The following is a 20,217-nucleotide window of genomic DNA, read 5'->3' as shown; positions in this document are numbered from 1 at the left end:
TTAACGCTGGATTTCGCGATCACGATCCAGTTGGTAAGGCAGGTCGAGCAGATGCAGGCCCGGACCTTCGAGTGCGCCAAGGTGCAGGTTGCCATCTTCTGCAGCTTCGGCTTGCAGCACCGCAAGGAGTTCAATGTTTTGCCCGGTGCGGGCGGCCAGCACCACTTCTCCGATCGAACTGCCGTGGGTCGGGGAGAACAGTTGGGTGCCGGGCTCCGGCAATTCGCTGGCTTCCAGCTGCAGGCGATACAGACGGCGTTTGAGTTTGCCAAGGTATTGCATGCGCGCGACGATTTCCTGGCCGGTGTAGCAACCTTTCTTGAAACTCACACCACCGACGGCTTGCAGATTGAGCATCTGCGGGATGAACAGCTCGCGGGTGCTCGGCATGACCTGACCGATCCCGGCGCGGATCTGGCCCAGCAGCCACTGGTTCAATTCACCTTCGGCCAACAGAACGGACAGCTTGCCCTTGATGGTGTCGGCTTGATCGGCGCGAACCCAGAGTTCAGCGCGATCCGGCGAGACGCGAAGGGCGATCAGGCCGTCATTGCGCACCACGCTGTCGGTTTCTACCGGTAGTTCCAGGCCCAGGCTGATCAGTGCCGCATCGCCATGCTCAAGGCCAAAGCGAACCCAGCTGGCACTTTCATCGGTCAGTTTCGATTTGGAGAACACCGCGTACTTTTTCAGGTCCGCCAGTTGCGGCTCCAGCAGTTCGCTGGCCATCGCCATGAGCACATCGTCGCCTTCCAGCAGTATGCGGAAACTCGACTGCATCCGGCCTTTCTGCGTGCAGCGCGCGCCAAGGCTGGCCTGGGTGTCGCTCAGATAATTGAGGTTGCAAGTCAATTGGCCTTGCAGGAATTTGCTGGCATCCGCGCCGCGTACCGCGAGAACGCCTTCGTGAGACAGGGTGCAGAAAAAAGCAGAATCGGCCATGGGTCATCGCAGGGTAAAGAGTCCGAAGGACATCATAAGGGGGCGCCCTTGAAATGGGTAGTTCACAAAGGTTCGTGGAGGGCGACCAAAGCCGACTGTTCGAGCAGGCCCGGGGCTGTATACTTGCCGCCTATTTGAGGAGCGCTCCATGGTCGAACAAGTTGAACTGAATCGCCTCTACTGGCACAGTCGCCGCGGCATGCTTGAGCTTGACGTGTTGCTGGTGCCGTTTGTGAAGGAGGTTTATCCGCACCTCAACCAGGTGGATCGTGATCTGTACGTCCGTCTGCTGACGTGTGAGGATCAGGACATGTTCGGCTGGTTCATGGAGCGCAACGAATCCGAAGATCCAGAGCTTCAGCGTATGGTTCGCATGATCCTGGATCGTGTCCAGCCCAAGTAACGCGTTCGAATGCCGCTGGCATGCCTCTCGGCAGTTGCTGGCGGCCTATCTTCTGGCCCAGCTGTTCGCGCTGGGTTCGTTGTTTCTTCTTTCCATACCGGTCTGGGCCAGTTTGCTCGGCGCTTTTTGCTGTCTGGCTCATGGCGTTTGGGCATTGCCGCGACAGATTTTGCTGACACACCCACAGGCGTTTCGCGGTTTGCGTCGCGATGCCGATGGCTGGCAGTTGTGGAATCAGGCGGTGGGTTGGCAGACCGTGCAACTGCGGCCGGACAGTCTGGCGTTGCCATTGATTGTGGTGCTGCGTTTTCGTCTGCGCGATGAGCGACGGGTCAGGTCGATCTGTGTGCCGCGCGATTCGCAGGCGGCGGATGTGCACCGACGCCTGCGGGTTCGGCTCAAGTTCAGTCGGCGTAGGTGGGCGGCACCAGAATAGTGTCCAGGGCGACCGGCAGCATGTTCGGGTAGTCGAGGGTGTAATGCAGGCCGCGACTTTCCTTGCGTTCCATGGCTGACTGGATCATCAACTCGGCCACCTGCGCCAGGTTACGCAACTCGATCAAATCCCGGCTGACCTTGTAGTTGCTGTAGAACTCGTCGATTTCGTCCAGCAACAGTTGCACCCGGTGCTGGGCTCGTTGCAAGCGCTTGTTGGTACGCACGATGCCGACATAGTCCCACATGAATCGCCGCAGTTCGTCCCAGTTGTGCGCAATGATCACGTCTTCGTCGGAATCGGTGACCTGGCTCGCATCCCAAACGGGCAGGGCGGTCGGAATCGACACGTCTGGCAACTGCTCAAGAATGTCTGCCGCCGCCGAACGGGCGTAAACGAAACATTCCAGCAGGGAGTTGCTGGCCATGCGGTTGGCGCCATGCAGGCCGGTGAAGCTGGTTTCACCAATCGCATACAGGCCCGGCACATCGGTGCGCCCCCGCTGATCGACCATCACGCCGCCGCAGGTGTAGTGCGCCGCCGGCACCACCGGGATCGGTTGTTTGGTGATGTCGATGGAGAATTCCAGGCAGCGTTCATAGACCGTCGGGAAGTGCGTCTTGATGAAATCTTCGGGCTTGTGGCTGATGTCCAGATAGACGCAGTCGATACCCAGGCGCTTCATCTCATGGTCGATGGCGCGGGCGACGATGTCCCGGGGTGCCAGCTCGGCCCTTGGGTCGAAGCGCTGCATGAAGCGTTCGCCATTGGGCAGTTTCAAATGCCCGCCTTCACCGCGCAGGGCTTCGGTGATCAGGAAACTCTTGGCTTGCGGATGATAAAGGCAAGTGGGGTGGAACTGGTTGAACTCCAGGTTCGCCACCCGGCAGCCCGAACGCCAGGCCATGGCGATGCCATCACCGCAGGCGCCGTCGGGGTTGCTGGTATAGAGGTAGACCTTTGCTGCGCCGCCCGATGCAAGGATCACGAAGCGCGCGCCATAGGTGTCGACTTCGCCGGTGCCGCGGTTGAGCACATAGGCGCCGAGGCAACGGTCGCCTTCAAGGCCAAGGCGCTTTTCGGTGATCAGGTCGACCGCGACCCGCTGCTCCAGCAGTTCGATATTGGGACGCTGCTTGGCTTGATCGAGCAGGGTTCTGAAGATCGCGGCGCCCGTCGCATCGGCGGCATGGATGATGCGCCGATGGCTGTGACCGCCTTCGCGGGTCAGATGAAACTCGAAACCACCGTCTTCGGTGCCTGACTGTTCATCGCGGGTAAAGGGCACGCCTTGGTCGATCAGCCATTGAATCGCCTCTCTGCTGTGCTCGACCGTAAAGCGCACAGCGTCTTCATGGCACAGGCCACCGCCGGCGTTGAGGGTGTCATCGACATGGGATTCGACCGTGTCGGTGTCATCCAGAACGGCAGCGACACCGCCCTGGGCCCAGAACGTCGAGCCATTGGCGAGGTCGCCTTTGCTCAATACGGCGATGCGCAAATGACCGGGCAAGGTCAGCGCAAGGCTCAAGCCGGCAGCACCGCTGCCAATTACCAGAACATCGTGTTGAAACTGTTGGCTCATTTCAGGATTCCGCTCAAAGCGACCCGGGACGGGGTTGGCGCAAGACAGCTGGATCGGCGAGTCAAGACAGCCACACAGCCCACTAGTATATAGAGGGGGGGAGCGGCACAATAGCCGGGCCCACATGGCATTGTGAAACTACTGTGGCGGAAAAGACCTCGCTTCGTCGGAAGTTTTTTTGAGGGCTTCGGCGACAAGGCGACTGTATCGTGGATTTAACAGTCTTTTTCGCTTCACGGTTGCACACTATCGGTTTCGGGCGGCTTAAATATGGAACTTTTGCCAAAGGCCCAAGATCAATAGAAGGTCGCCTGAAACAAGGGACAGTATCGGCTTCGGTGCGGGACTTGCGGTTGGGTCCTTAGCTGGCGAATCCGGTGACAAGATTATTCGCGCAGCCGGGTTATCTCGCGCTGCGCTTTTCGTGCGTGCCAAATCAGAGCCCGCAGGAAACTTGCTTGGAGGGGAGAACTTTTGCGAAAAGCCCGAGTCTATGTTTGCAAGTCTGGTCGTTCAGTAATGCAAGCCTCCTTCGAGCTTATCGAGGAGTGTTCATGCTAACCCAGGAAGAGGATCAGCAGTTGGTCGAGCGCGTTCAACGCGGCGACAAGCGAGCTTTCGATCTGCTAGTGCTGAAATACCAGCACAAAATTCTCGGGTTGATCGTGCGTTTCGTGCACGACACCCATGAAGCCCAGGATGTCGCACAGGAAGCCTTTATTAAGGCATACCGTGCACTTGGTAATTTTCGCGGAGACAGCGCGTTTTATACGTGGCTTTACCGCATCGCCATCAACACGGCGAAAAACTATCTGGTTTCACGCGGCCGCCGGCCGCCGGATAGCGATGTCAGTTCCGAGGATGCAGAGTTCTACGATGGCGATCATGGCCTCAAGGATCTCGAGTCGCCAGAGCGTGCTTTGCTGCGGGATGAGATCGAAGGCACCGTCCATCGAACCATTCAGCAACTGCCAGAAGATTTGCGTACGGCTTTAACTTTACGCGAATTCGATGGTCTGAGTTACGAGGACATTGCCAGCGTCATGCAATGTCCGGTGGGTACCGTGCGCTCCCGGATTTTCCGCGCTCGGGAGGCCATCGATAAAGCCCTGCAGCCGTTGTTGCAGGAAAACTAAAGACAGCGGCGACAGCCAAGAGAGGAACGCCATGAGTCGTGAAGCCCTGCAGGAATCGCTGTCCGCAGTGATGGATAACGAGGCGGACGAATTGGAATTGCGTCGGGTATTGAATGCCTTCGACGATGTTGAAACCCGCGAAACCTGGGCTCGTTACCAGATCGCACGGGCAGTCATGCACAAGGACCTGCTGCTCCCTCGTCTGGACATCGCGGCGGCAGTCTCTGCTGCGCTGGCTGACGAAGCCGTACCGGCAAAAGCCTCTCGCGGCCCATGGCGCAGCCTTGGTCGTCTGGCAGTCGCTGCTTCGGTGACGGTTGCCGTGCTGGCGGGTGTTCGTCTGTATAACCAGGACGAGATCGCCGGTGTCGAACTGGCTCAGCAATCCAATCAACCGGGTCTGACCGCTCCTCAGGTCAAGGGTCCCGCTGTATTGGCAGGCTACAATGAGAGTTCGCAAGCCACTGGCCCTATGGTCAACGGCGTATTGCAAGGTCAGCCAGGCTGGCACGATCAGCGTTTGCCAGGTTACTTGCGCCAACATGCTCAACAGGCTGCACTGAAAGGTACTGAGAGCGCTCTGCCTTACGCTCGTGCAGCAAGCCTGGAAAACCGTTAAGGAGGATCATGCGCGCCATCCCTCTACTCACGCTTCTGATCAGTGGCTGGTTTGTTGTTCCAGCCCACGCCGATGAAGCCCAGGACTGGCTGAAGCGTCTGGGACAGGCCGAGCAAACGCAGAGCTTTCACGGTACTTTCGTCTACGAGCGTAACGGTAGTTTCTCTACCCATAACATCTGGCATCGCGTCCAGGATGGCAAGGTCCGCGAGCGTTTACTCCAGCTCGACGGCTCGGCACAGGAAGTCGTACGCATTGATGGGCATACTCAATGCGTGAGCGGCACTCTAATAGCCGGGCTCGGGGACTCACCCAACTCCGCCGCTCGTGCGCTCGATCCCCAAAAGCTAAAGAATTGGTATGAGCTTGCCGTCATCGGCAAGTCGCGTGTGGCCGGGCGTGCGGCTGTGATCGTATCGTTGACGCCTCGCGATCAGCATCGCTATGGTTTTGAGCTGCATCTGGACAAGGAAACCGGTTTGCCGTTGAAGTCATTGTTGCTCAATGACAAAGGGCAACTGCTGGAGCGATTCCAGTTCACCCGACTGGACACCGCCGAGGTGCCTTCCGACAGCGATTTGCAGGCAGGTGCTGATTGCAAACCCATTACCCTCGACAGTGACAAGGCTTCCGCCATCAAAACTGTTCAGGTCTGGCATTCGGACTGGTTACCGCCAGGTTTCGAGCTGACCAGCAGTACTTCTCATAAGGACCCGGAAACCAAGGTTCAGGTCAGCAGTCTGATGTTCGACGATGGTCTGGCCCGATTCTCGGTGTTCCTGGAGCCGTTGAATGGCGCAACAGTCACTGACACACGTACCCAGCTGGGGCCAACCGTTGCTGTCTCCCGACGATTGACTACCCCGCAAGGCGATATGATGGTGACCGTGGTCGGTGAAATTCCCATCGGCACCGCTGAACGGATTGCGCTGTCCATGCGCAACGATGCTGCGGCTACCAGCAAGCAATGAGCTGATCAGCCATGCTCACCAATCGGTGCCAGGAGGGTGCGAGAGGTTGGCAATGGCTGTCCCCGTCGTTGATGTCTCGAAATGTTTTGCCAGCATTTTCATTTGCAAATATCCCGAAAATTTTTTATAGGTCAGAGCCCCTCGGCTCTGGCCTTGTTTGTTGTTCCCGGAACAAAAATACCGGCGTATCGTTTCCGGTGTTCCTTGCTCCATATCGCTTAACCCTGCTCGTCGTAACGGGAGCCGTATGTCGATACCACGCTTGAAGTCTTATCTCTCCATTTTTGCCACCGTGCTGGTGCTCGGTCAGGCGGTCGCTGCGCAAGCGGTCGAGTTGCCTGACTTCACGCAGTTGGTCGAGCAAGCCTCGCCCGCGGTGGTTAACATCAGCACCACCCAAAAGTTGCCGGACCGCCGGGTGTCCAGCGAGCAAATGCCTGACCTTGAAGGATTGCCGCCAATGCTGCGTGAGTTCTTTGAGCGGGGCATGCCGCAGCAACCACGTTCCCCTCGCGGCGATCGTCAGCGTGAGGCTCAATCCCTGGGCTCGGGTTTCATCATTTCGCCTGACGGCTACATCCTGACCAACAACCATGTGATTGCCGATGCCGACGAGATTCTTGTGCGCCTCGCCGATCGCAGTGAGTTGAAAGCCAAGCTAATCGGTACCGATCCGCGCTCTGACGTCGCTTTGCTCAAAATCGAAGGCAAAGACCTGCCGGTGCTCAAGCTTGGCAAGTCGCAGGACCTGAAAGCCGGTCAGTGGGTCGTGGCGATCGGTTCGCCGTTCGGCTTTGATCACACGGTGACCCAAGGTATTGTCAGCGCCATCGGCCGTAGCCTGCCGAACGAAAACTATGTGCCGTTCATCCAGACCGACGTGCCGATCAACCCGGGCAACTCCGGAGGTCCGCTGTTCAACCTGGCCGGTGAAGTGGTCGGCATCAACTCGCAGATCTACACCCGCTCCGGCGGCTTCATGGGCGTATCGTTCGCGATCCCTATCGATGTGGCGATGGACGTTTCCAATCAGCTGAAAAGCGGCGGTAAAGTCAGTCGTGGCTGGTTGGGTGTAGTGATCCAGGAAGTGAACAAGGATCTGGCTGAATCGTTCGGTCTCGAGAAACCCGCCGGAGCACTGGTGGCTCAGATCCAGGATGATGGTCCGGCTGCCAAGGGCGGCCTGCAAGTGGGCGACGTGATCCTCAGCATGGACGGTCAACCGATCGTCATGTCCGCCGATCTGCCGCACCTGGTGGGCGCGCTGAAGGCTGGCTCGAAAGCCGATCTTGAAGTGATCCGCGAAGGCAAGCGCAAGAACGTCGAGCTCACCGTCGGCGCTATTCCCGAAGAAGGCAAAGAATTGGAAGCCCTGCCTAAATCCAGTGTCGAGCGCAGCAGCAATCGCCTGGGTGTTTCCGTGGCCGAGCTGACCGAGGAACAGAAGAAAACCCTCGACCTCAAGGGTGGTGTGGTTATCAAGGAAGTTCAGGACGGTCCTGCTGCCCTGATCGGCTTGCAGCCGGGCGATGTGATCACTCACCTGAATAACCAGGCGATCGGCTCCTCCAAGGAGTTCACGGACATTGCCAAGGCGCTGCCGAAGAACCGCTCGGTGTCGATGCGGGTTCTGCGCCAGGGGCGCGCCAGCTTCATCACCTTCAAACTGGCTGAGTGAACCGGTTGTCGGCTAAATAAAAAACCGCCTCGAAAGAGGCGGTTTTTTTTGTGCGAAATTTTGTTTCTGAAGCAGTCAGCCCATCATGTCCTTGACCATCCGTTCCTGCTCCATCAACTCGCGTTGCCTTGCATCGATCCGCGATGACAGCGGGAAGTTGCTGCCAGCCTTGCGCTTGGCGAAGTCCAGTTGCTGGATCGCCTGGCGATAGTCGCCGACCAGTGCAAAGTACTCCGCGCGAGCCTGGTGCAGGCCGATGATGTTGCCCGACAGACCGCGAGTCTCGGCCACCATGTACCAGACGTCTGGATCATCGGGCCGGCTCTTGAGCAGGTTCTCCAGCGCTTTTTCGGCATCAGCCGCTCGATTCTGTTTGAGCAGCAGGTCGACACGCACTTGATTCAGCGGGTAGTTGCCGGGGTATTGAGTGAGCATCCGGTCGACCCGTGTCTGAGCATCGGGCAGACGGTTATTGGTGATGTCGAGATCGACCTGCGCCAGGTTGTAGATGATCTCGTTCGGCGATTTGGCCAGCAGCAGCTTGAGGTTCTCCCGAGCCTCATTCAATTGACCTCCCTTGATCTGGGCAATCGCCAGGCCATAGCGCGCGACGTCGTTTTTGGGGTTTTCATCGAGTTGGGCCCGAAAGCGTTTGGCGCCCAGGCCTGGAGTTTCTTCATAGATCAGCTGCACACGTGCCCGAATCAGCTGATAACGCATGCTGTCTTCGATACCGCCGGGTTTGGCCTGTTCGGCGCGGTTGCGGGTGTCGGCAATCCGCGATTCGGTCACCGGGTGAGTCAGCAGGAATTCCGGTGGCTTGGCGTCGAAGCGGTACTGGCGCATCAGTCGTTCGAACATGGTCGGCATCGACCGGGGATCGTAACCGGCCTTTTCCAGGTTCATGATGCCGATACGGTCGGCTTCCTGCTCGTTCTGGCGCGAGAAGCGTCGTTGTTCCTGAATCGCCGCTGCCTGAGTGCCGGCAATGGCCGCGATCCCGGCATCGCCTGCGCCGGCCGCGGCAATCACGATGCCGGCCAGCAGCGCAGCCATCATGGGCACTTGCATGCGTTGCGACGCTTCGACGCCACGGGCGAAGTGACGCTGCGACAAGTGAGCCAATTCGTGGGCGAGTACCGAGGCATATTCGCCCTCGGTCTGGGCATTGAGGAACAAGCCACCGTTGACGCCGACGATCCCGCCCGGCGCGGCAAACGCGTTGAGCTGCGGGCTATTGATCAGGATGAACTCCAGGCGCCGGTCATTGACCTGGCTGGTTTCCACCAGCCGGTAGACGCTGGATTCGACGTAATCCTTGAGCTGCGGATCGTTGAGTTGCGACACCTGGCTGCGCAACAGCGCCAGCCATGCACGGCCCAATTGGTGTTCCTGTTGCGGCGAGACGATGGCAGAACTGGCGTCACCGAGTGACGGCAAGTCGTCGGCGAAGCCCGGTGAGGCGAGCAGGCAAGCGAGCGTCAGCAGGGTAGGGCGCAAAAAAGTCATGCACAAAGCCTTAGTCGACAAAGACCTTACTGTAGCCGGACACTAGGCTTGGGACCAGATATTCTAAGCAGCTTAACCCCCTGCCCCGGAGTGATTCGATGACTGACGCTGTAACCCACGACGCCGAACTGGACGCCAGCGGTCTGAATTGCCCGTTGCCGTTGCTCAAGGCCAAAATGGAACTCAACCGGCTGGCCAGTGGTGCGATCCTCAAGGTGATCGCTACCGATGCAGGTTCCCAGCGCGACTTTCGCACCTTTGCCCGATTGGCCGGTCATACGCTGCTTCGTGAAGAAGATGAGGCGGGCGTTTACCGCTATTGGTTGAAAAAAGCCTGAAACCTGCTGCGTTCGTTTCTAAGGATTATTGATGTTCAAGGTGTTACGCGACTGGATTCAGCGCTATTTCTCGGATGAAGAGGCTGTGGTGCTGGCGGTGCTGCTGTTTCTGGCATTTACCGCGGTGCTCACCCTGGGTGGAATGCTCGCGCCAGTACTGGCCGGTATGGTGCTGGCGTATCTGATGCAGGGGCTGGTAGTGACCCTCGAGCGCCTGCGCGTACCGGGTGGCGCGGCGGTGGGGCTGGTCTTCGCGTTATTCATGGGGGTGTCGCTGATATTTATCATCATTGTAGTGCCGTTGCTCTGGCATCAACTGATCACGCTGTTCAACGAATTGCCCGGCATGCTCGCCAAGTGGCAGTCGTTGCTGTTGCTGCTGCCCGAGCGTTATCCGCACCTGGTGTCGGACGAGCAAGTGCTACAGGCGATCGAAGTGGCGCGGGGCGAGATCGGCAAGTTCGGTCAATGGGCTCTGACGTTCTCGCTGTCCAGTCTGCCGCTGCTGGTGAACATCATGATCTACCTGGTGCTGGTGCCGATCCTGGTGTTCTTTTTCCTCAAGGACCGGAAGATGATCGGCCAGTGGGTGCGCGGTTATCTGCCGCGCGAGAGGGCGCTCATCACCCGGGTCGCCCAGGAAATGAACCGGCAGATCGCCAATTACATTCGCGGCAAGGTCATCGAGATCTTCATTTGCGGTGGCGTGACTTACATCGCATTCGTGGCGCTAGGGCTCAACTATTCGGCGCTGCTGGCGTTGCTGGTGGGGGTGTCGGTGGTGGTGCCTTACGTCGGGGCGGTGGTGGTGACCGTGCCAGTGCTGCTGATTGCGCTGTTCCAATGGGGCTGGAGCGATCAGTTCATCTATTTGATGGCGGTCTACGGGATCATCCAGGCGCTGGACGGCAACGTGCTGGTGCCACTGCTGTTCTCGGAAGCGGTCAACCTGCACCCGGTGGCGATCATTTGCGCGGTGCTGTTGTTTGGCGGGTTGTGGGGTTTTTGGGGTGTGTTCTTTGCGATTCCCCTGGCGACGCTGTTCAAAGCCGTGCTGGATGCCTGGCCGCGCAAGGAGCCGATGGTGGCGCCGTTGCTTTAGTTGTCGGTGCGGGTTATGCGGTGGGGCAGAGGGCCTCTTCGCGAGCAAGCCCGCTCCCACAGTTGACCGAGTTGTCCAGGCAAGCGCGGTCTTATGTGGGAGCGGGCTTGCCCGCGAAGGCGCCCGAATAGACGCCCAAATAATCAGGCCTTGTTCAGCGCCTGAGCAGCAGCCAAAACCGCATCCACATGCCCCGGCACCTTCGCACCGCGCCATTCCTGACGCAGCACGCCGTTTTTGTCGATCAGGAACGTGCTGCGATCGACGCCCATATATTCCTTGCCATAGAGCTTTTTCAGCTTGATCACATCGAACAGCTGACACAGCGCTTCTTCTTTGTCACTGATCAGCTCGAAGGTGAACGCCTGCTTGGCCTTGAAGTTTTCGTGGGATTTCAGGCTGTCGCGAGACACGCCGAAAACTTCGGTATTGGCAGCTTTAAAGGCTTCAAGCTGATCACGAAAACCCTGACCCTGGGTGGTGCAGCCCGGCGTGCTGTCCTTCGGATAGAAGTAAATCACCACTTGCTTGCCTTTAAGGCCCGCGAGGCTGACGGATTGCCCGCTGGTGGCGGGTGCTTCGAAGTCGGCAACCGGTTGGTCGATGGCAACGGCCATGAAAGTTTCCTTACATTGGGTTTTGTGGGCGCCACGGTTCAATCAGTGCGTCCAGGTTCATGGCGTCGGCGAAATCCAGGAACTGGTCGCGCAGCCAACTGATCTGGGTGCCGGCCGGCAAGGTCACGGTGAACGTGGCGTTGAGCATGGTGCCGCCGGTCTGCGGGGCCTGATAGGTGTCGCAGGTCAGGTTCTCCAGCTCCACGTTGTGATCCATGAAGAACTGGCACAGCTCGTTGATGATGTCCGGGCGGTAGGCCGAGCTGACATAGGCGACGTACGGCAGGGCTTGAGGACGGTTCTCCAAGGCTGCGCTGCGGATCACATTGACAGTGAATGCATGCCGTTTGGCCAGTACTGGCAGGCTGCCTTCGAGGCGCGCGAGGGCGTCCCAGCTGCCGGAGATTTCGAGGATCAGCGCACTGCATTCACCATGGCGCGTCAGGCGAGAGGTGACCACGGCGCAGCGGTTTTCATGGCTGGCGCGGCACAGGACGTTAGTCAGCTCCATGGGGTTGGCGCCGAGGGCACTGATGACAAGGAATTGTTCGCGAACTGTGGGGGTGGACATGCAGCATTCCTAAAGCGATGAGCGGTCGATACTTTTACGGGCTTTTTTACCGGGACGAGCCTGCGGATGCGAATTCAGAAAACCCGGCCGAAGGTTGCAACGTGCTCCAGTATGGCGAGAGCGAGGAGTGGCAACGCTGGATCGGGGCTTGTGATGCCGAAAATGGAGGCTGGAACGCGGCGTACGAGCTTATCAGTACCGATCAAAGTCTGAAGGGTAGCGAAAAGCAGCGCCAAGGGGAATGGCAGCAGCGCAGTACTTCGCTTGTACAAGCATCTTGGCGCCAGTACCATTACCGCTCTCTTTTTCCGGCAGGAGCGGTTGCATGATTGCGGGCAGTATGGTGGCACTGGTCACACCCATGGATGCACAGGGTCGTCTCGACTGGGACAGCCTGAGCAAACTGGTGGACTTCCACCTGCAAGAGGGCACCAACGCCATCGTTGCAGTCGGCACTACGGGTGAGTCGGCCACGCTTGACGTGAACGAGCACATCGAAGTGATTCGTCGCGTGGTTGCCCAGGTTGCAGGGCGTATTCCGGTGATCGCCGGTACGGGCGCCAACTCGACGCGCGAAGCGATCGAACTGACGACCAACGCGAAGAACGCCGGTGCCGACGCGTGCCTGCTGGTAACCCCTTACTACAACAAGCCGACGCAAGAAGGCCTGTACCTGCACTTCAAGGCAATCGCCGAAGCCGTCGACATCCCGCAGATTCTCTACAACGTGCCAGGCCGTACCGCGTGCGACATGCAAGCCGAGACGGTGATTCGCCTGTCGACCGTGAAGAACATCATCGGCATCAAGGAAGCCACGGGTGACCTGCAGCGCGCCAAGGACATTCTGGCCGGCGTGAGCAGCGACTTCCTGGTTTATTCCGGTGACGACGCGACCGCAGTCGAGCTGATGCTGCTCGGCGGCAAGGGCAATATTTCGGTGACCGCCAACGTCGCACCGCGCGCCATGAGCGAGTTGTGTGCCGCGGCCATGGCCGGCGATGCCGTCAAAGCCCGGGCGATCCACGAAAAGCTGATGCCGCTCAATAAAACCCTGTTTATCGAATCCAACCCTATCCCCGTGAAATGGGCACTGCATGAAATGGGCTTGATGCCGGACGGTATCCGTCTGCCGCTCACCTGGCTCAGCGCTGCCTGTCACGAACCGCTGCGGCAGGCCATGCGCCAGTCCGGCGTCCTGGTTTAATTGAGGAAGTACAACGCATGAAGCGAATGGCCGGACTTTCCGCACTTGCCTTGATTATCTCCAGCACCAGTGGCTGCGGATGGATCTGGGGCCCGGAAGGTTATTTCCGTGACCGTGGTAGCGATTACCTGGAAGCGCAACAGACTGCACCGATGCAACTGCCACCAGAGGTCAGTACCGCCAAGCGTCTGGATCCGCTGTTGCCGATCCCGCGCAATGTGGCCGACGACACCGCCAAGGGCGAATACATCGTGCCTCGTCCGCAGCCGCTGTCGGCAGCGGCTGATGCCAGCGACTACACCCTGCAGAAGAGCGGCGATTCGCGTTGGGTCATGGCCCAGCACCCACCGGCCGAAGTCTGGCCCGTGGCCGTGCAGTTCTTCCAGGACAACGGTTTCCGTCTGGACGAGCAACGCCCGCAAACCGGTGAATTCACCACCACCTGGCAGCATTCCGACGAACTGTCCGCAGCGATGGCCAAGCGCCTGAGCGCAGCGGGTGTCGGTGCTGACAGCGAAACCCGCGTGCGGGTGCGTATCGAACCAGGCGTGCAGCGCAACACCAGTGAAGTCTATGTGGTCAGCGCCGAGCGTCCTGCCGGCAGCACCGCCAACGTGGATTTCACCAATCGCTCGGTCAACACCGGCCTGGACGCAGCACTGGTCGACGACATGCTCGCGAGCATGAGCCGCACCGCGGAGAAGGGCGGTTCGGTTTCCATGCTGGCCTCCCGTGACTTCGATACGCCAAGCCGTGTCAGCCTGACCGAAGATGGTAGCGGCAACCCGGTGCTGAACGTCGGTAATGACCTGGATCGTGCCTGGTCGAGCGTTGGCCGTGCGCTGGAGCAGGGCGAATGGCGTGTTGAAGACATCAACCGCAGCCTGGGCCTGTACTACATCAACCTCGCCGAAAAAGCCGAGAAAAAGGACGAACAGCCAGGTTTCTTCAGCGGCCTGTTCGGCAGCAAGCCGAACAAGGAAGAAGTTGAAGCCCGCGCCGAGCGTTATCAGGTTCGCCTGAGCAAGGTCGGCGAGAACGTACAAGTCACCGTCGAGAAAAACATCAACACCGTGGCGCCAGCAGACGTGGCGCGCAAAGTGTTGAGCGTGATTCAGGACAACCTGGGCTGATCACATGCGTTTTGCCGTTCTCGGCAGCGGTAGCCAAGGGAACGGCACGCTGATAGCCAGCGACGACACGTATGTACTGGTGGATTGTGGTTTCTCCCTGCGAGAAACCGAAAAACGCCTGCTGCGACTGGGTGTGAACCCTGCGCAGCTGAGCGCGATACTCGTGACCCACGAACATGCCGACCACGTGCATGGCGTGGGTTTGCTGTCTCGGCGTTACAATCTGCCTGTCTACCTCAGTCGCGGAACCCTGCGCGGGATGCGCAAACCGATTGAACCCGCAGGCTTTCTGGCTGGCGGCGAGCAACTGCAAATAGGCAATCTGAACATTGGCGTCATTGCCGTGGCCCATGATGCACAGGAGCCAACGCAGTATGTCTTCAGCGACGGTCAGCGGCGTTTCGGCCTGTTGACCGACCTGGGCTCATACTGCAATACAGTGCTGGATGGCTACCGGGACCTCGATGCATTGATGATCGAGTCCAATCATTGCCGTGACATGCTGGCTCGCGGTCACTACCCGTACTTTCTCAAGCAGCGGGTGGGCGGTGAATTGGGACATTTGAACAACCATCAGGCGGCATTCCTGGTGGCCGAGTTGGGCTGGCAAGGCCTGCAACACCTGGTCCTGGCCCATCTGAGCAGCAAGAACAACCTGCCGCAGCTGGCCCGGCAATGTTTTGTCGACACCCTCGGGTGCGACCCGGACTGGCTGCAACTGGCCGATCAAGATTCAGGGCTCGACTGGCGACACATCGCCTAGCCCACCTACTTAGCAAGCGGAGCCCATCATGGAAAAACGTGAAGAACTTTATCGCGGCAAAGCCAAATCGGTTTACAAGACCGATGACGCTGACCGCTTGATCCTGCTGTTTCGCAACGACACCTCGGCGTTCGACGGCAAGCGCATCGAGCAGCTCGACCGCAAAGGCATGGTGAACAACAAGTTCAACGCCTTCATCATGCAGAAACTCGAAGCAGCCGGCGTGCCGACTCAATTCGACAAACTGCTGGGCGACAACGAATGCCTGGTGAAGAAACTCGACATGATTCCGGTCGAGTGCGTCGTGCGTAACTATGCCGCCGGCAGCCTGGTCAAGCGTTTGGGCGTCGAAGAAGGCATGAAGCTCAATCCTTACACCTTCGAACTGTTCCTGAAGGACGACGCCAAGGGCGACCCGTTCATCAACGAATCCCACGTCGTGGCATTCGGTTGGGGCACCGCCGAGCAACTGGTTCGTATGAAAGAACTGTCGCTCAAGGTCAACGAAGTCCTGAGCAAACTGTTCGACGACGCCGGCCTGCTGCTGGTCGACTTCAAACTCGAGTTCGGCGTTTTCTCCGACGGCTCCATCGTCCTGGGCGACGAGTTCAGCCCGGACGGCTGCCGTCTGTGGGACAAGGCCACCGGCAAGAAAATGGACAAGGACCGCTTCCGTCAGGGCCTCGGTGACGTCATCGAAGCCTACGAAGAAGTCGCCAATCGTCTGGGCGTACCGCTGTAATCGACGCAAGCATCTGATAGCACGGAAAAATTTTGCTTAGGGGGTTCGCTTCCGGCAAAAGTGTTGTTATGATGCGCGCCGTTGGAGAGATGCCAGAGTGGCCGAATGGGACGGATTCGAAATCCGTTGTACCTTCACCGGTACCTAGGGTTCGAATCCCTATCTCTCCGCCATTATTGAATAAGATTAAGCCCCTGAAATTGTTAAAGATTTCAGGGGCTTTTTCGTTTCTGCGATTTGATTCAGGGCATTTTTTCAGGGCAGAAAGCTCACTCTACAGATCGCTCAATCCTGTTTGCGCCTCAGGGCTGGCCTCGAGGGCGAGGCTTGTTTCAGTCAAGCAAAAGGGGCTAGTCGTTGAAATGCTCATCGTAGCGTTAAAATGCGAGGCCTAATTTTACGCCGTACTCGTCCCTTGTTTGTTTGTCGAAATCGGTCACCACAAATTGACCATCCAGGTCATATTTGAAGCGGTTGTAGTATAGGGATGCTATAACCGGAATCGCTCCTTGCTGATTGAATAGGACGCTCAGTTCGACAAAAGGATTGAGGGTGTTCTTTAAATCCAGGCTCTCATTGCTGATTCCATTGATCTTCAGCTTCGTATCACCATTGATTGCCTTCCGAATCCCCGCTTCAACACGCAGGGTTGTAGTGCTGAACTGATGATTGTAGCCAGCAGCAACTTTAGCGAAGGGGGTGCGGCTGGTGAGTTCGATGTCGTACTTGTTAAAGTCCGGCTGAAAGCGATTCCATTTGTATCCTCCGCCCAGCAAGACATCTACAAAATTGCGCGCATCCAAAGCAATCCTCCAGCCAAAATCCAGGTCGACTTGACCATCCTCTACTTTCTGATTTTGTTCTTCAGAGTATTGACCACTAATTTCCGCATGATAAACAAGGCCGGTCTGAGCGGTCATCTTGTTGCCGAAATTGAGAAATAATCCTCCTTCCGGCATGTGCTCGGTGGCCGTGCTTCTGCGCCCTGTGAATTCTAGGACGCTGTAGCTTCCCAGCAAGCCAAATGCGAAAACCGGATCTGTAGAAGGTGCAGCGCTACAGATTGTTGATGGGGTTCCCGCGAGAAGGGTGGTAACAATAGCAGCAAGATTGGTTCTTTTCATAAGAACTCCATCAGTGCACTACTGGTCCGGAGTAGACCGATTACTTACAACCATAGTCGTTTTTTCAGGTGTTGGATCGATCATCGAGAGGAGCTGCTTATGAACGTGATAGGTCAGCCTGTCCCGATGTAAGTGAAGGGGCTCAGCCTGTCCACTATAGGAAAAACCGATGGCTGACTCTGTTGAGGGGGGAGGTTTTTAGTGTCGGATAAATCAGCATAGCAGCGTAAGAAAAATATGCCTGTTAACGGGAAAACTGATTCCTTCAAGTCTCTTTAATTACCGCCCCCCCCGTATTTATTGATCGCTTCGTGAATCAGGGTTTTTTCTCGAAATATCCCCTCACATTGAAAGACGTTGCCCCAGAAATTCCTCATCTACTCTGGTTTCGCAGATCACTGATCTGTCGTAATCAGCAATCGCAAGGAGCGATCAATGTATTTTGAGATTTACAGGCAAACCCGTGGTACCGCGCAGACCGGCAAGGGCCAATGGCGCTGGCGTTTGCGGGCGGGGAATCATGAAACGATTGCCAGTGGAGAGGCGTACGTCAACAAGTCTGATTGTGTGCATGCCATCAGTTTGATCAAAGGGACTGAGGATCAGACCCCGGTAAAGGAGATATAGGCTGCAGGCGGTGAAGCTGCTCAGTCAGAGCAGCTTCGTTCTGATCGGGCGGGCTTAGGGTTTGAGTGGCCCCAACTGCTTGAGTCGCATAGACGCCGATTACGACACCTCCCTAAACAGTCACCCAAGTCTTGGGGACCGGGGTGCAAGGGATGAATCGCAACGAACTGCGCAAGGCCGACATCAACCTGATGGTGGTGTTCGAGACATTGATGCTCGAACGCAACGTCACAGGGGTGGCAGAGAAGCTGTTTCAGACGCATCGGACACACCGCTGACCCTCGATGAATATTGCTCGCGGCCGCACGTGCTGGTATCTCACACCGCCAATGGTCAGTGGCTATGCCGATGAGTGGCTGGCGGAAATCGGCCGCACTCGTCATGTAGTGCTCTAGGTGCCGCAATACAGCTCGTTACCGGCCTTGCTCGCCGGCACCGATCTGATCGCCAGCCTGCCGGATTACACGGCCGAAGCGATGGCCGCATCCGGCCAACTGTTCAAGGAGCCGTTTCCGTTCAAGACGCCGACTCTGGACTTGTCCATGGTCTGGCTCAGCCATGTCGACAGCGATCCGGCCGAACGCTGGTTGCGCTCGCGTCTGGAGGCGTTCATGAGTGAGCGTGCGACTTTTCCGCTGTCCCAGTGAATAGAGTCCTACACCAAGACTGCCATTGGCCACTGAGTTTCAGGCCATTTCCTGCTCGACGCAGGCTTTGATCACTTGCTCGCGTAGCCAGGTGTTGGCGCTGTCCTGATCGACACTTTGACTCCACTGCATGTTCAGGGTGAAGCCCGGCAGGCCATTGGGCGCTTCGCAGTGATTGAAAATTGCCTCGTTGGCCAGCAATTGCTGGATGCGTCGAGGCAAGGTCAGGATGAAATCGGTGCCGGTGATCATCTTCAGCGCCGCGCTGTAGCTGTTGGAACGCGCGACTATCTGTCGTTTGTGGGCTTGTTGAGCAAGCCAACCGTCGACCATATTGGTAGTGGATGTCCAGGGCGTCGGGAACACATGCCGGCGTTGAGTGAATGCTTGCAGGCTCAAGCGCGGTTCCAGCGGCGTGGCGCGTTTGTCGAAGACGCAGACCAGGTCATCTTCCAGCAGCATCCTGAAGTTGAAATCGGCGTGGCTGCGATGAAAATTCGGGCCGAAACAGATCACCAGGTCGAGGCTGCCGTCGCGCAGTTCTTCGGCCGGGATGTCGGTTTCGAACTTGTGCATGTTGACCACCACTGGCAGGTCGGCGAAATCGAAGCTCTTCAGCAGGCGCGGCAGGATCAACTGCTCGAAGTACTCCGGCGCGCAGATATTGAAGGTGACCGGTTGCAAGGTCGGGTCGAAGGTCGGTGTCCCGGCGTGACACAGGTTGATGCTTTCGAGAATTTTCAGCACATGGGTATGCATGGTGCTGGCTTTGTAGGTGGGGCGCATACCCATGCGGGTATTGATGAATAACTCGTCTTCGAAACTGGTGCGCAGTTTTTTCAGGCAGTAACTCACAGTGGACTGGCTGACGCAGAGCGCCTCCGACACACCAGTGACGCTGCTTTGCTCATACACGGCGACAAACACCATGAGGTCCTGCATGTCGAGCTTTCTAAGCAAGTTACTGTTCAGCATCCATTCTGTCTCGCTGTGCCCTTTGCGCTGATTGTGCGCAAACGTGTGCGAACGATCCTAACGGAACGATGGTGCCAAGAGAATGCCTTGTAGGATTTTTCATGGTCAGTTGTGGGACAGAAAATGTTACGAACACGACCTATGAATTCAATCTCTTGAAAGCTGGCCAGAGGCCTTTAACGCTGATGGCTGCGCGGGGATCGCGTCGCGGCTGGATATTAGCAGCGCCAGCATGCCTGCGCCTACCAGTAACGCGCCGATGATTTCCTGGGCGAGTGGCGATTGGCGTAGCCAGAACCAGTGGAACAGCGTGATGAATAGAGTGCTCAGGTAGATGTAGGAAATGACCGAGGAGGGTGCGATGACGCCAATGGCTCGATGCAGTAGCCAGAAGGTCGCCAGGGTGGCGAACAGTGCCAGATAGATCAACCACCAAAGATCGCTCACAGTCAGCAACGACGCCGATCGCCAGCCGCCACTGAACCCACAGAACGCCAATAGAAACAGCGCGCCGAACAGCATGTTCCAGAAGGTCATGCCCACCGGGCCGCGCCCCTTGAGGCTTTTGGCCTTGAGCCGTTGACTCAGGGGCGAGTAAAGCGCCATCGCCAGGCAGCCGACCCCATACACCGACACTGCGTACAGCGATGGCAGTTCGCCGGGGCCTGCACCTTTCCACACCAGTAGCACGGCACCGGCTGCGGCAATCAGCATAGGCAATACGCGTTGTTTCAGTCTGTTGTCGGGTATCAGGAAGGCTTCGAACAGCAGCGTCAGTAACGGCACCAGCGCAAACATCGTTCCAGTGCTCACTGCCGAGGTGTAGCGCAGCGCTTCGAACAACGAGCCGAAATACAGCGCCAGCAGCATACCGAGCACCGCATGGCTGAGCAGTCCTTGGATGTTCATGGCGGTGTCGCCCTTGAACAGCAGCAGGGGAAAAAACACCAGGGCGCAAAACAGCAGGCGCAAACCGGTGAGCAGAATCGGGTCGATGGCCTGGCTGACCTGGGCTGCCGCGGAAAACGAGACGGCAATCAACAGTGCCCAGAGCAGCATGCCGACGTGAGCCGCAGCAAAACCTGTGCGTTTCAT

At 57.8% G+C, this 20,217-nt stretch carries 22 protein-coding genes, 1 tRNA gene and 1 pseudogene; 16 read left to right on the top strand and 8 right to left on the bottom strand.

All coding sequences use genetic code 11. From position 1 onward, the window contains the following. Nucleotides 1–942: a folate-binding protein YgfZ gene (locus IC37_RS10775; RefSeq protein WP_030132662.1), complete on the bottom strand. Its 942-nt coding sequence runs from the start codon at nt 940–942 to the stop codon at nt 1–3. Nucleotides 943–1,090: 148 nt separating this feature from the next. On the opposite strand from IC37_RS10775, the gene IC37_RS10770 reads away from it, so the two are divergent. Together IC37_RS10770 and IC37_RS10765 are read left to right on the top strand one after the other, a co-directional pair. After that, nucleotides 1,091–1,345 carry a succinate dehydrogenase assembly factor 2 gene (locus tag IC37_RS10770; protein ID WP_030132661.1) on the top strand — a complete coding sequence of 85 codons (255 nt, stop codon included), beginning with the start codon at nt 1,091–1,093 and terminating at the stop codon, nt 1,343–1,345. Beyond that, the gene (locus tag IC37_RS10765; protein WP_030132660.1) at nt 1,329–1,781 is read left to right on the top strand and encodes a protein YgfX; all 453 of its coding nucleotides are present in this window, start codon (nt 1,329–1,331) and stop codon (nt 1,779–1,781) included. Before IC37_RS10770 ends, IC37_RS10765 begins: the two co-directional genes overlap by 17 nt. On the opposite strand, the gene nadB is transcribed toward IC37_RS10765, so the two are convergent. Beyond that, nucleotides 1,750–3,366, bottom strand: coding sequence for an L-aspartate oxidase (nadB, locus tag IC37_RS10760; RefSeq protein ID WP_030132659.1), 1,617 nt, complete (start codon nt 3,364–3,366; stop codon nt 1,750–1,752). The two genes, IC37_RS10765 and nadB, sit on opposite strands and share 32 nt — an antisense overlap. Nucleotides 3,367–3,920: 554 nt before the next feature. Here nadB and rpoE point away from each other — a divergent pair. From rpoE to IC37_RS10735, 4 genes are all read left to right on the top strand, one after another. After that, nucleotides 3,921–4,502 (top strand): RNA polymerase sigma factor RpoE, encoded by a 582-nt coding sequence (gene rpoE, locus IC37_RS10755; RefSeq protein ID WP_003172477.1) that lies wholly within the window; start codon nt 3,921–3,923, stop codon nt 4,500–4,502. A gap of 31 nt (nt 4,503–4,533) precedes the next feature. After that, complete coding sequence (locus IC37_RS10750; RefSeq protein WP_030132658.1) at nt 4,534–5,121, top strand: sigma-E factor negative regulatory protein; 588 nt, start codon at nt 4,534–4,536, stop codon at nt 5,119–5,121. Between the two features lie 8 nt (nt 5,122–5,129). Further along, nucleotides 5,130–6,092: a MucB/RseB C-terminal domain-containing protein gene (locus tag IC37_RS10745; RefSeq protein ID WP_030132657.1), complete on the top strand. Its 963-nt coding sequence runs from the start codon at nt 5,130–5,132 to the stop codon at nt 6,090–6,092. 247 nt (nt 6,093–6,339) lie between these two features. Beyond that, a complete protein-coding gene (locus IC37_RS10735) occupies nt 6,340–7,770 on the top strand; it encodes a DegQ family serine endoprotease (RefSeq protein WP_030132656.1) in 1,431 nt (476 codons plus the stop codon). Nucleotides 7,771–7,845: 75 nt separating this feature from the next. On the opposite strand, the gene IC37_RS10730 is transcribed toward IC37_RS10735, so the two are convergent. Beyond that, entirely contained in the window at nt 7,846–9,279 is a 1,434-nt protein-coding gene (locus IC37_RS10730; protein WP_030132655.1) for a M48 family metalloprotease, read from the bottom strand. Nucleotides 9,280–9,377: 98 nt separating this feature from the next. On the opposite strand from IC37_RS10730, the gene IC37_RS10725 reads away from it, so the two are divergent. Then, on the top strand, nt 9,378–9,617 hold the full coding sequence (locus tag IC37_RS10725) for a sulfurtransferase TusA family protein (protein ID WP_030132654.1): 240 nt from the start codon (nt 9,378–9,380) through the stop codon (nt 9,615–9,617). 31 nt (nt 9,618–9,648) lie between these two features. Continuing rightward, nucleotides 9,649–10,719, top strand: a complete 1,071-nt coding sequence (locus tag IC37_RS10720) for an AI-2E family transporter (RefSeq protein ID WP_030132653.1) — start codon at nt 9,649–9,651, stop codon at nt 10,717–10,719. 143 nt (nt 10,720–10,862) lie between these two features. On the opposite strand, the gene IC37_RS10715 is transcribed toward IC37_RS10720, so the two are convergent. Then, the gene (locus IC37_RS10715; protein WP_030132652.1) at nt 10,863–11,336 is read right to left on the bottom strand and encodes a peroxiredoxin; all 474 of its coding nucleotides are present in this window, start codon (nt 11,334–11,336) and stop codon (nt 10,863–10,865) included. 10 nt (nt 11,337–11,346) lie between these two features. Continuing rightward, nucleotides 11,347–11,907, bottom strand: a complete 561-nt coding sequence (locus tag IC37_RS10710; RefSeq protein ID WP_030132651.1) for a glycine cleavage system protein R — start codon at nt 11,905–11,907, stop codon at nt 11,347–11,349. 325 nt (nt 11,908–12,232) lie between these two features. Between IC37_RS10710 and dapA the strand changes: the two genes are divergently transcribed. From dapA to IC37_RS10680, 5 genes are all read left to right on the top strand, one after another. Continuing rightward, nucleotides 12,233–13,111 (top strand): 4-hydroxy-tetrahydrodipicolinate synthase, encoded by an 879-nt coding sequence (dapA, locus tag IC37_RS10700; RefSeq protein ID WP_030132650.1) that lies wholly within the window; start codon nt 12,233–12,235, stop codon nt 13,109–13,111. 17 nt (nt 13,112–13,128) lie between these two features. After that, on the top strand, nt 13,129–14,244 hold the full coding sequence (bamC, locus tag IC37_RS10695) for an outer membrane protein assembly factor BamC (protein WP_030132649.1): 1,116 nt from the start codon (nt 13,129–13,131) through the stop codon (nt 14,242–14,244). Nucleotides 14,245–14,248: 4 nt separating this feature from the next. Beyond that, on the top strand, nt 14,249–15,007 hold the full coding sequence (locus IC37_RS10690) for an MBL fold metallo-hydrolase (RefSeq protein WP_030132648.1): 759 nt from the start codon (nt 14,249–14,251) through the stop codon (nt 15,005–15,007). A 28-nt stretch (nt 15,008–15,035) separates the two neighbouring features. Continuing rightward, nucleotides 15,036–15,749: a phosphoribosylaminoimidazolesuccinocarboxamide synthase gene (gene purC / locus IC37_RS10685; protein WP_007898671.1), complete on the top strand. Its 714-nt coding sequence runs from the start codon at nt 15,036–15,038 to the stop codon at nt 15,747–15,749. An 83-nt stretch (nt 15,750–15,832) separates the two neighbouring features. After that, nucleotides 15,833–15,922: transfer RNA gene (locus tag IC37_RS10680), tRNA-Ser, on the top strand. 204 nt (nt 15,923–16,126) lie between these two features. Here the strand turns inward: IC37_RS10680 and IC37_RS10675 are convergent. Next, nucleotides 16,127–16,873 (bottom strand): hypothetical protein, encoded by a 747-nt coding sequence (locus tag IC37_RS10675; RefSeq protein ID WP_030132647.1) that lies wholly within the window; start codon nt 16,871–16,873, stop codon nt 16,127–16,129. A gap of 435 nt (nt 16,874–17,308) precedes the next feature. On the opposite strand from IC37_RS10675, the gene IC37_RS10670 reads away from it, so the two are divergent. From IC37_RS10670 to IC37_RS10665, 3 genes and pseudogenes are all read left to right on the top strand, one after another. Continuing rightward, the gene (locus IC37_RS10670; protein ID WP_030132646.1) at nt 17,309–17,500 is read left to right on the top strand and encodes a DUF1508 domain-containing protein; all 192 of its coding nucleotides are present in this window, start codon (nt 17,309–17,311) and stop codon (nt 17,498–17,500) included. A gap of 152 nt (nt 17,501–17,652) precedes the next feature. Next, entirely contained in the window at nt 17,653–17,778 is a 126-nt protein-coding gene (locus IC37_RS30950) for a hypothetical protein (protein WP_371916323.1), read from the top strand. After that, nucleotides 17,754–18,147: pseudogene (locus IC37_RS10665) on the top strand (LysR substrate-binding domain-containing protein); the annotation flags it as partial. The gene IC37_RS30950 and the pseudogene IC37_RS10665, both read left to right, overlap by 25 nt. Before the next feature lie 39 nt (nt 18,148–18,186). Here IC37_RS10665 and IC37_RS10660 read toward each other — a convergent pair. Together IC37_RS10660 and IC37_RS10655 are read right to left on the bottom strand one after the other, a co-directional pair. Beyond that, nucleotides 18,187–19,122 carry a LysR family transcriptional regulator gene (locus IC37_RS10660; RefSeq protein ID WP_030132645.1) on the bottom strand — a complete coding sequence of 312 codons (936 nt, stop codon included), beginning with the start codon at nt 19,120–19,122 and terminating at the stop codon, nt 18,187–18,189. Between the two features lie 147 nt (nt 19,123–19,269). Continuing rightward, nucleotides 19,270–20,217: a DMT family transporter gene (locus IC37_RS10655; protein WP_030132644.1), complete on the bottom strand. Its 948-nt coding sequence runs from the start codon at nt 20,215–20,217 to the stop codon at nt 19,270–19,272.

It is taken from the genome of Pseudomonas sp. QTF5 (assembly GCF_000512695.2).
In the GTDB taxonomy this organism is placed as follows: Bacteria; Pseudomonadota; Gammaproteobacteria; order Pseudomonadales; family Pseudomonadaceae; genus Aquipseudomonas.
Note: the sequence above shows the minus strand (reverse complement) of the source record. Positions and strands in the feature narration are given on the sequence as shown.

Bases quoted from the DNA above. Each gene is read 5' to 3' on its own strand.
- IC37_RS10775 (WP_030132662.1), bottom strand. From the start codon at position 942: ATGGCCGATTCTGCTTTTTTCTGCACCCTGTCTCACGAAGGCGTTCTC.
- IC37_RS10770 (WP_030132661.1), top strand. From the start codon at position 1,091: ATGGTCGAACAAGTTGAACTGAATCGCCTCTACTGGCACAGTCGCCGC.
- nadB (WP_030132659.1), bottom strand. From the start codon at position 3,366: ATGAGCCAACAGTTTCAACACGATGTTCTGGTAATTGGCAGCGGTGCT.
- rpoE (WP_003172477.1), top strand. From the start codon at position 3,921: ATGCTAACCCAGGAAGAGGATCAGCAGTTGGTCGAGCGCGTTCAACGC.
- IC37_RS10750 (WP_030132658.1), top strand. From the start codon at position 4,534: ATGAGTCGTGAAGCCCTGCAGGAATCGCTGTCCGCAGTGATGGATAAC.
- IC37_RS10745 (WP_030132657.1), top strand. From the start codon at position 5,130: ATGCGCGCCATCCCTCTACTCACGCTTCTGATCAGTGGCTGGTTTGTT.
- IC37_RS10735 (WP_030132656.1), top strand. From the start codon at position 6,340: ATGTCGATACCACGCTTGAAGTCTTATCTCTCCATTTTTGCCACCGTG.
- IC37_RS10730 (WP_030132655.1), bottom strand. From the start codon at position 9,279: ATGACTTTTTTGCGCCCTACCCTGCTGACGCTCGCTTGCCTGCTCGCC.
- IC37_RS10725 (WP_030132654.1), top strand. From the start codon at position 9,378: ATGACTGACGCTGTAACCCACGACGCCGAACTGGACGCCAGCGGTCTG.
- IC37_RS10720 (WP_030132653.1), top strand. From the start codon at position 9,649: ATGTTCAAGGTGTTACGCGACTGGATTCAGCGCTATTTCTCGGATGAA.
- IC37_RS10715 (WP_030132652.1), bottom strand. From the start codon at position 11,336: ATGGCCGTTGCCATCGACCAACCGGTTGCCGACTTCGAAGCACCCGCC.
- IC37_RS10710 (WP_030132651.1), bottom strand. From the start codon at position 11,907: ATGTCCACCCCCACAGTTCGCGAACAATTCCTTGTCATCAGTGCCCTC.
- dapA (WP_030132650.1), top strand. From the start codon at position 12,233: ATGATTGCGGGCAGTATGGTGGCACTGGTCACACCCATGGATGCACAG.
- bamC (WP_030132649.1), top strand. From the start codon at position 13,129: ATGAAGCGAATGGCCGGACTTTCCGCACTTGCCTTGATTATCTCCAGC.
- IC37_RS10690 (WP_030132648.1), top strand. From the start codon at position 14,249: ATGCGTTTTGCCGTTCTCGGCAGCGGTAGCCAAGGGAACGGCACGCTG.
- purC (WP_007898671.1), top strand. From the start codon at position 15,036: ATGGAAAAACGTGAAGAACTTTATCGCGGCAAAGCCAAATCGGTTTAC.
- IC37_RS10675 (WP_030132647.1), bottom strand. From the start codon at position 16,873: ATGAAAAGAACCAATCTTGCTGCTATTGTTACCACCCTTCTCGCGGGA.
- IC37_RS10670 (WP_030132646.1), top strand. From the start codon at position 17,309: ATGTATTTTGAGATTTACAGGCAAACCCGTGGTACCGCGCAGACCGGC.
- IC37_RS30950 (WP_371916323.1), top strand. From the start codon at position 17,653: ATGAATCGCAACGAACTGCGCAAGGCCGACATCAACCTGATGGTGGTG.
- IC37_RS10660 (WP_030132645.1), bottom strand. From the start codon at position 19,122: ATGCTGAACAGTAACTTGCTTAGAAAGCTCGACATGCAGGACCTCATG.
- IC37_RS10655 (WP_030132644.1), bottom strand. From the start codon at position 20,217: ATGAAACGCACAGGTTTTGCTGCGGCTCACGTCGGCATGCTGCTCTGG.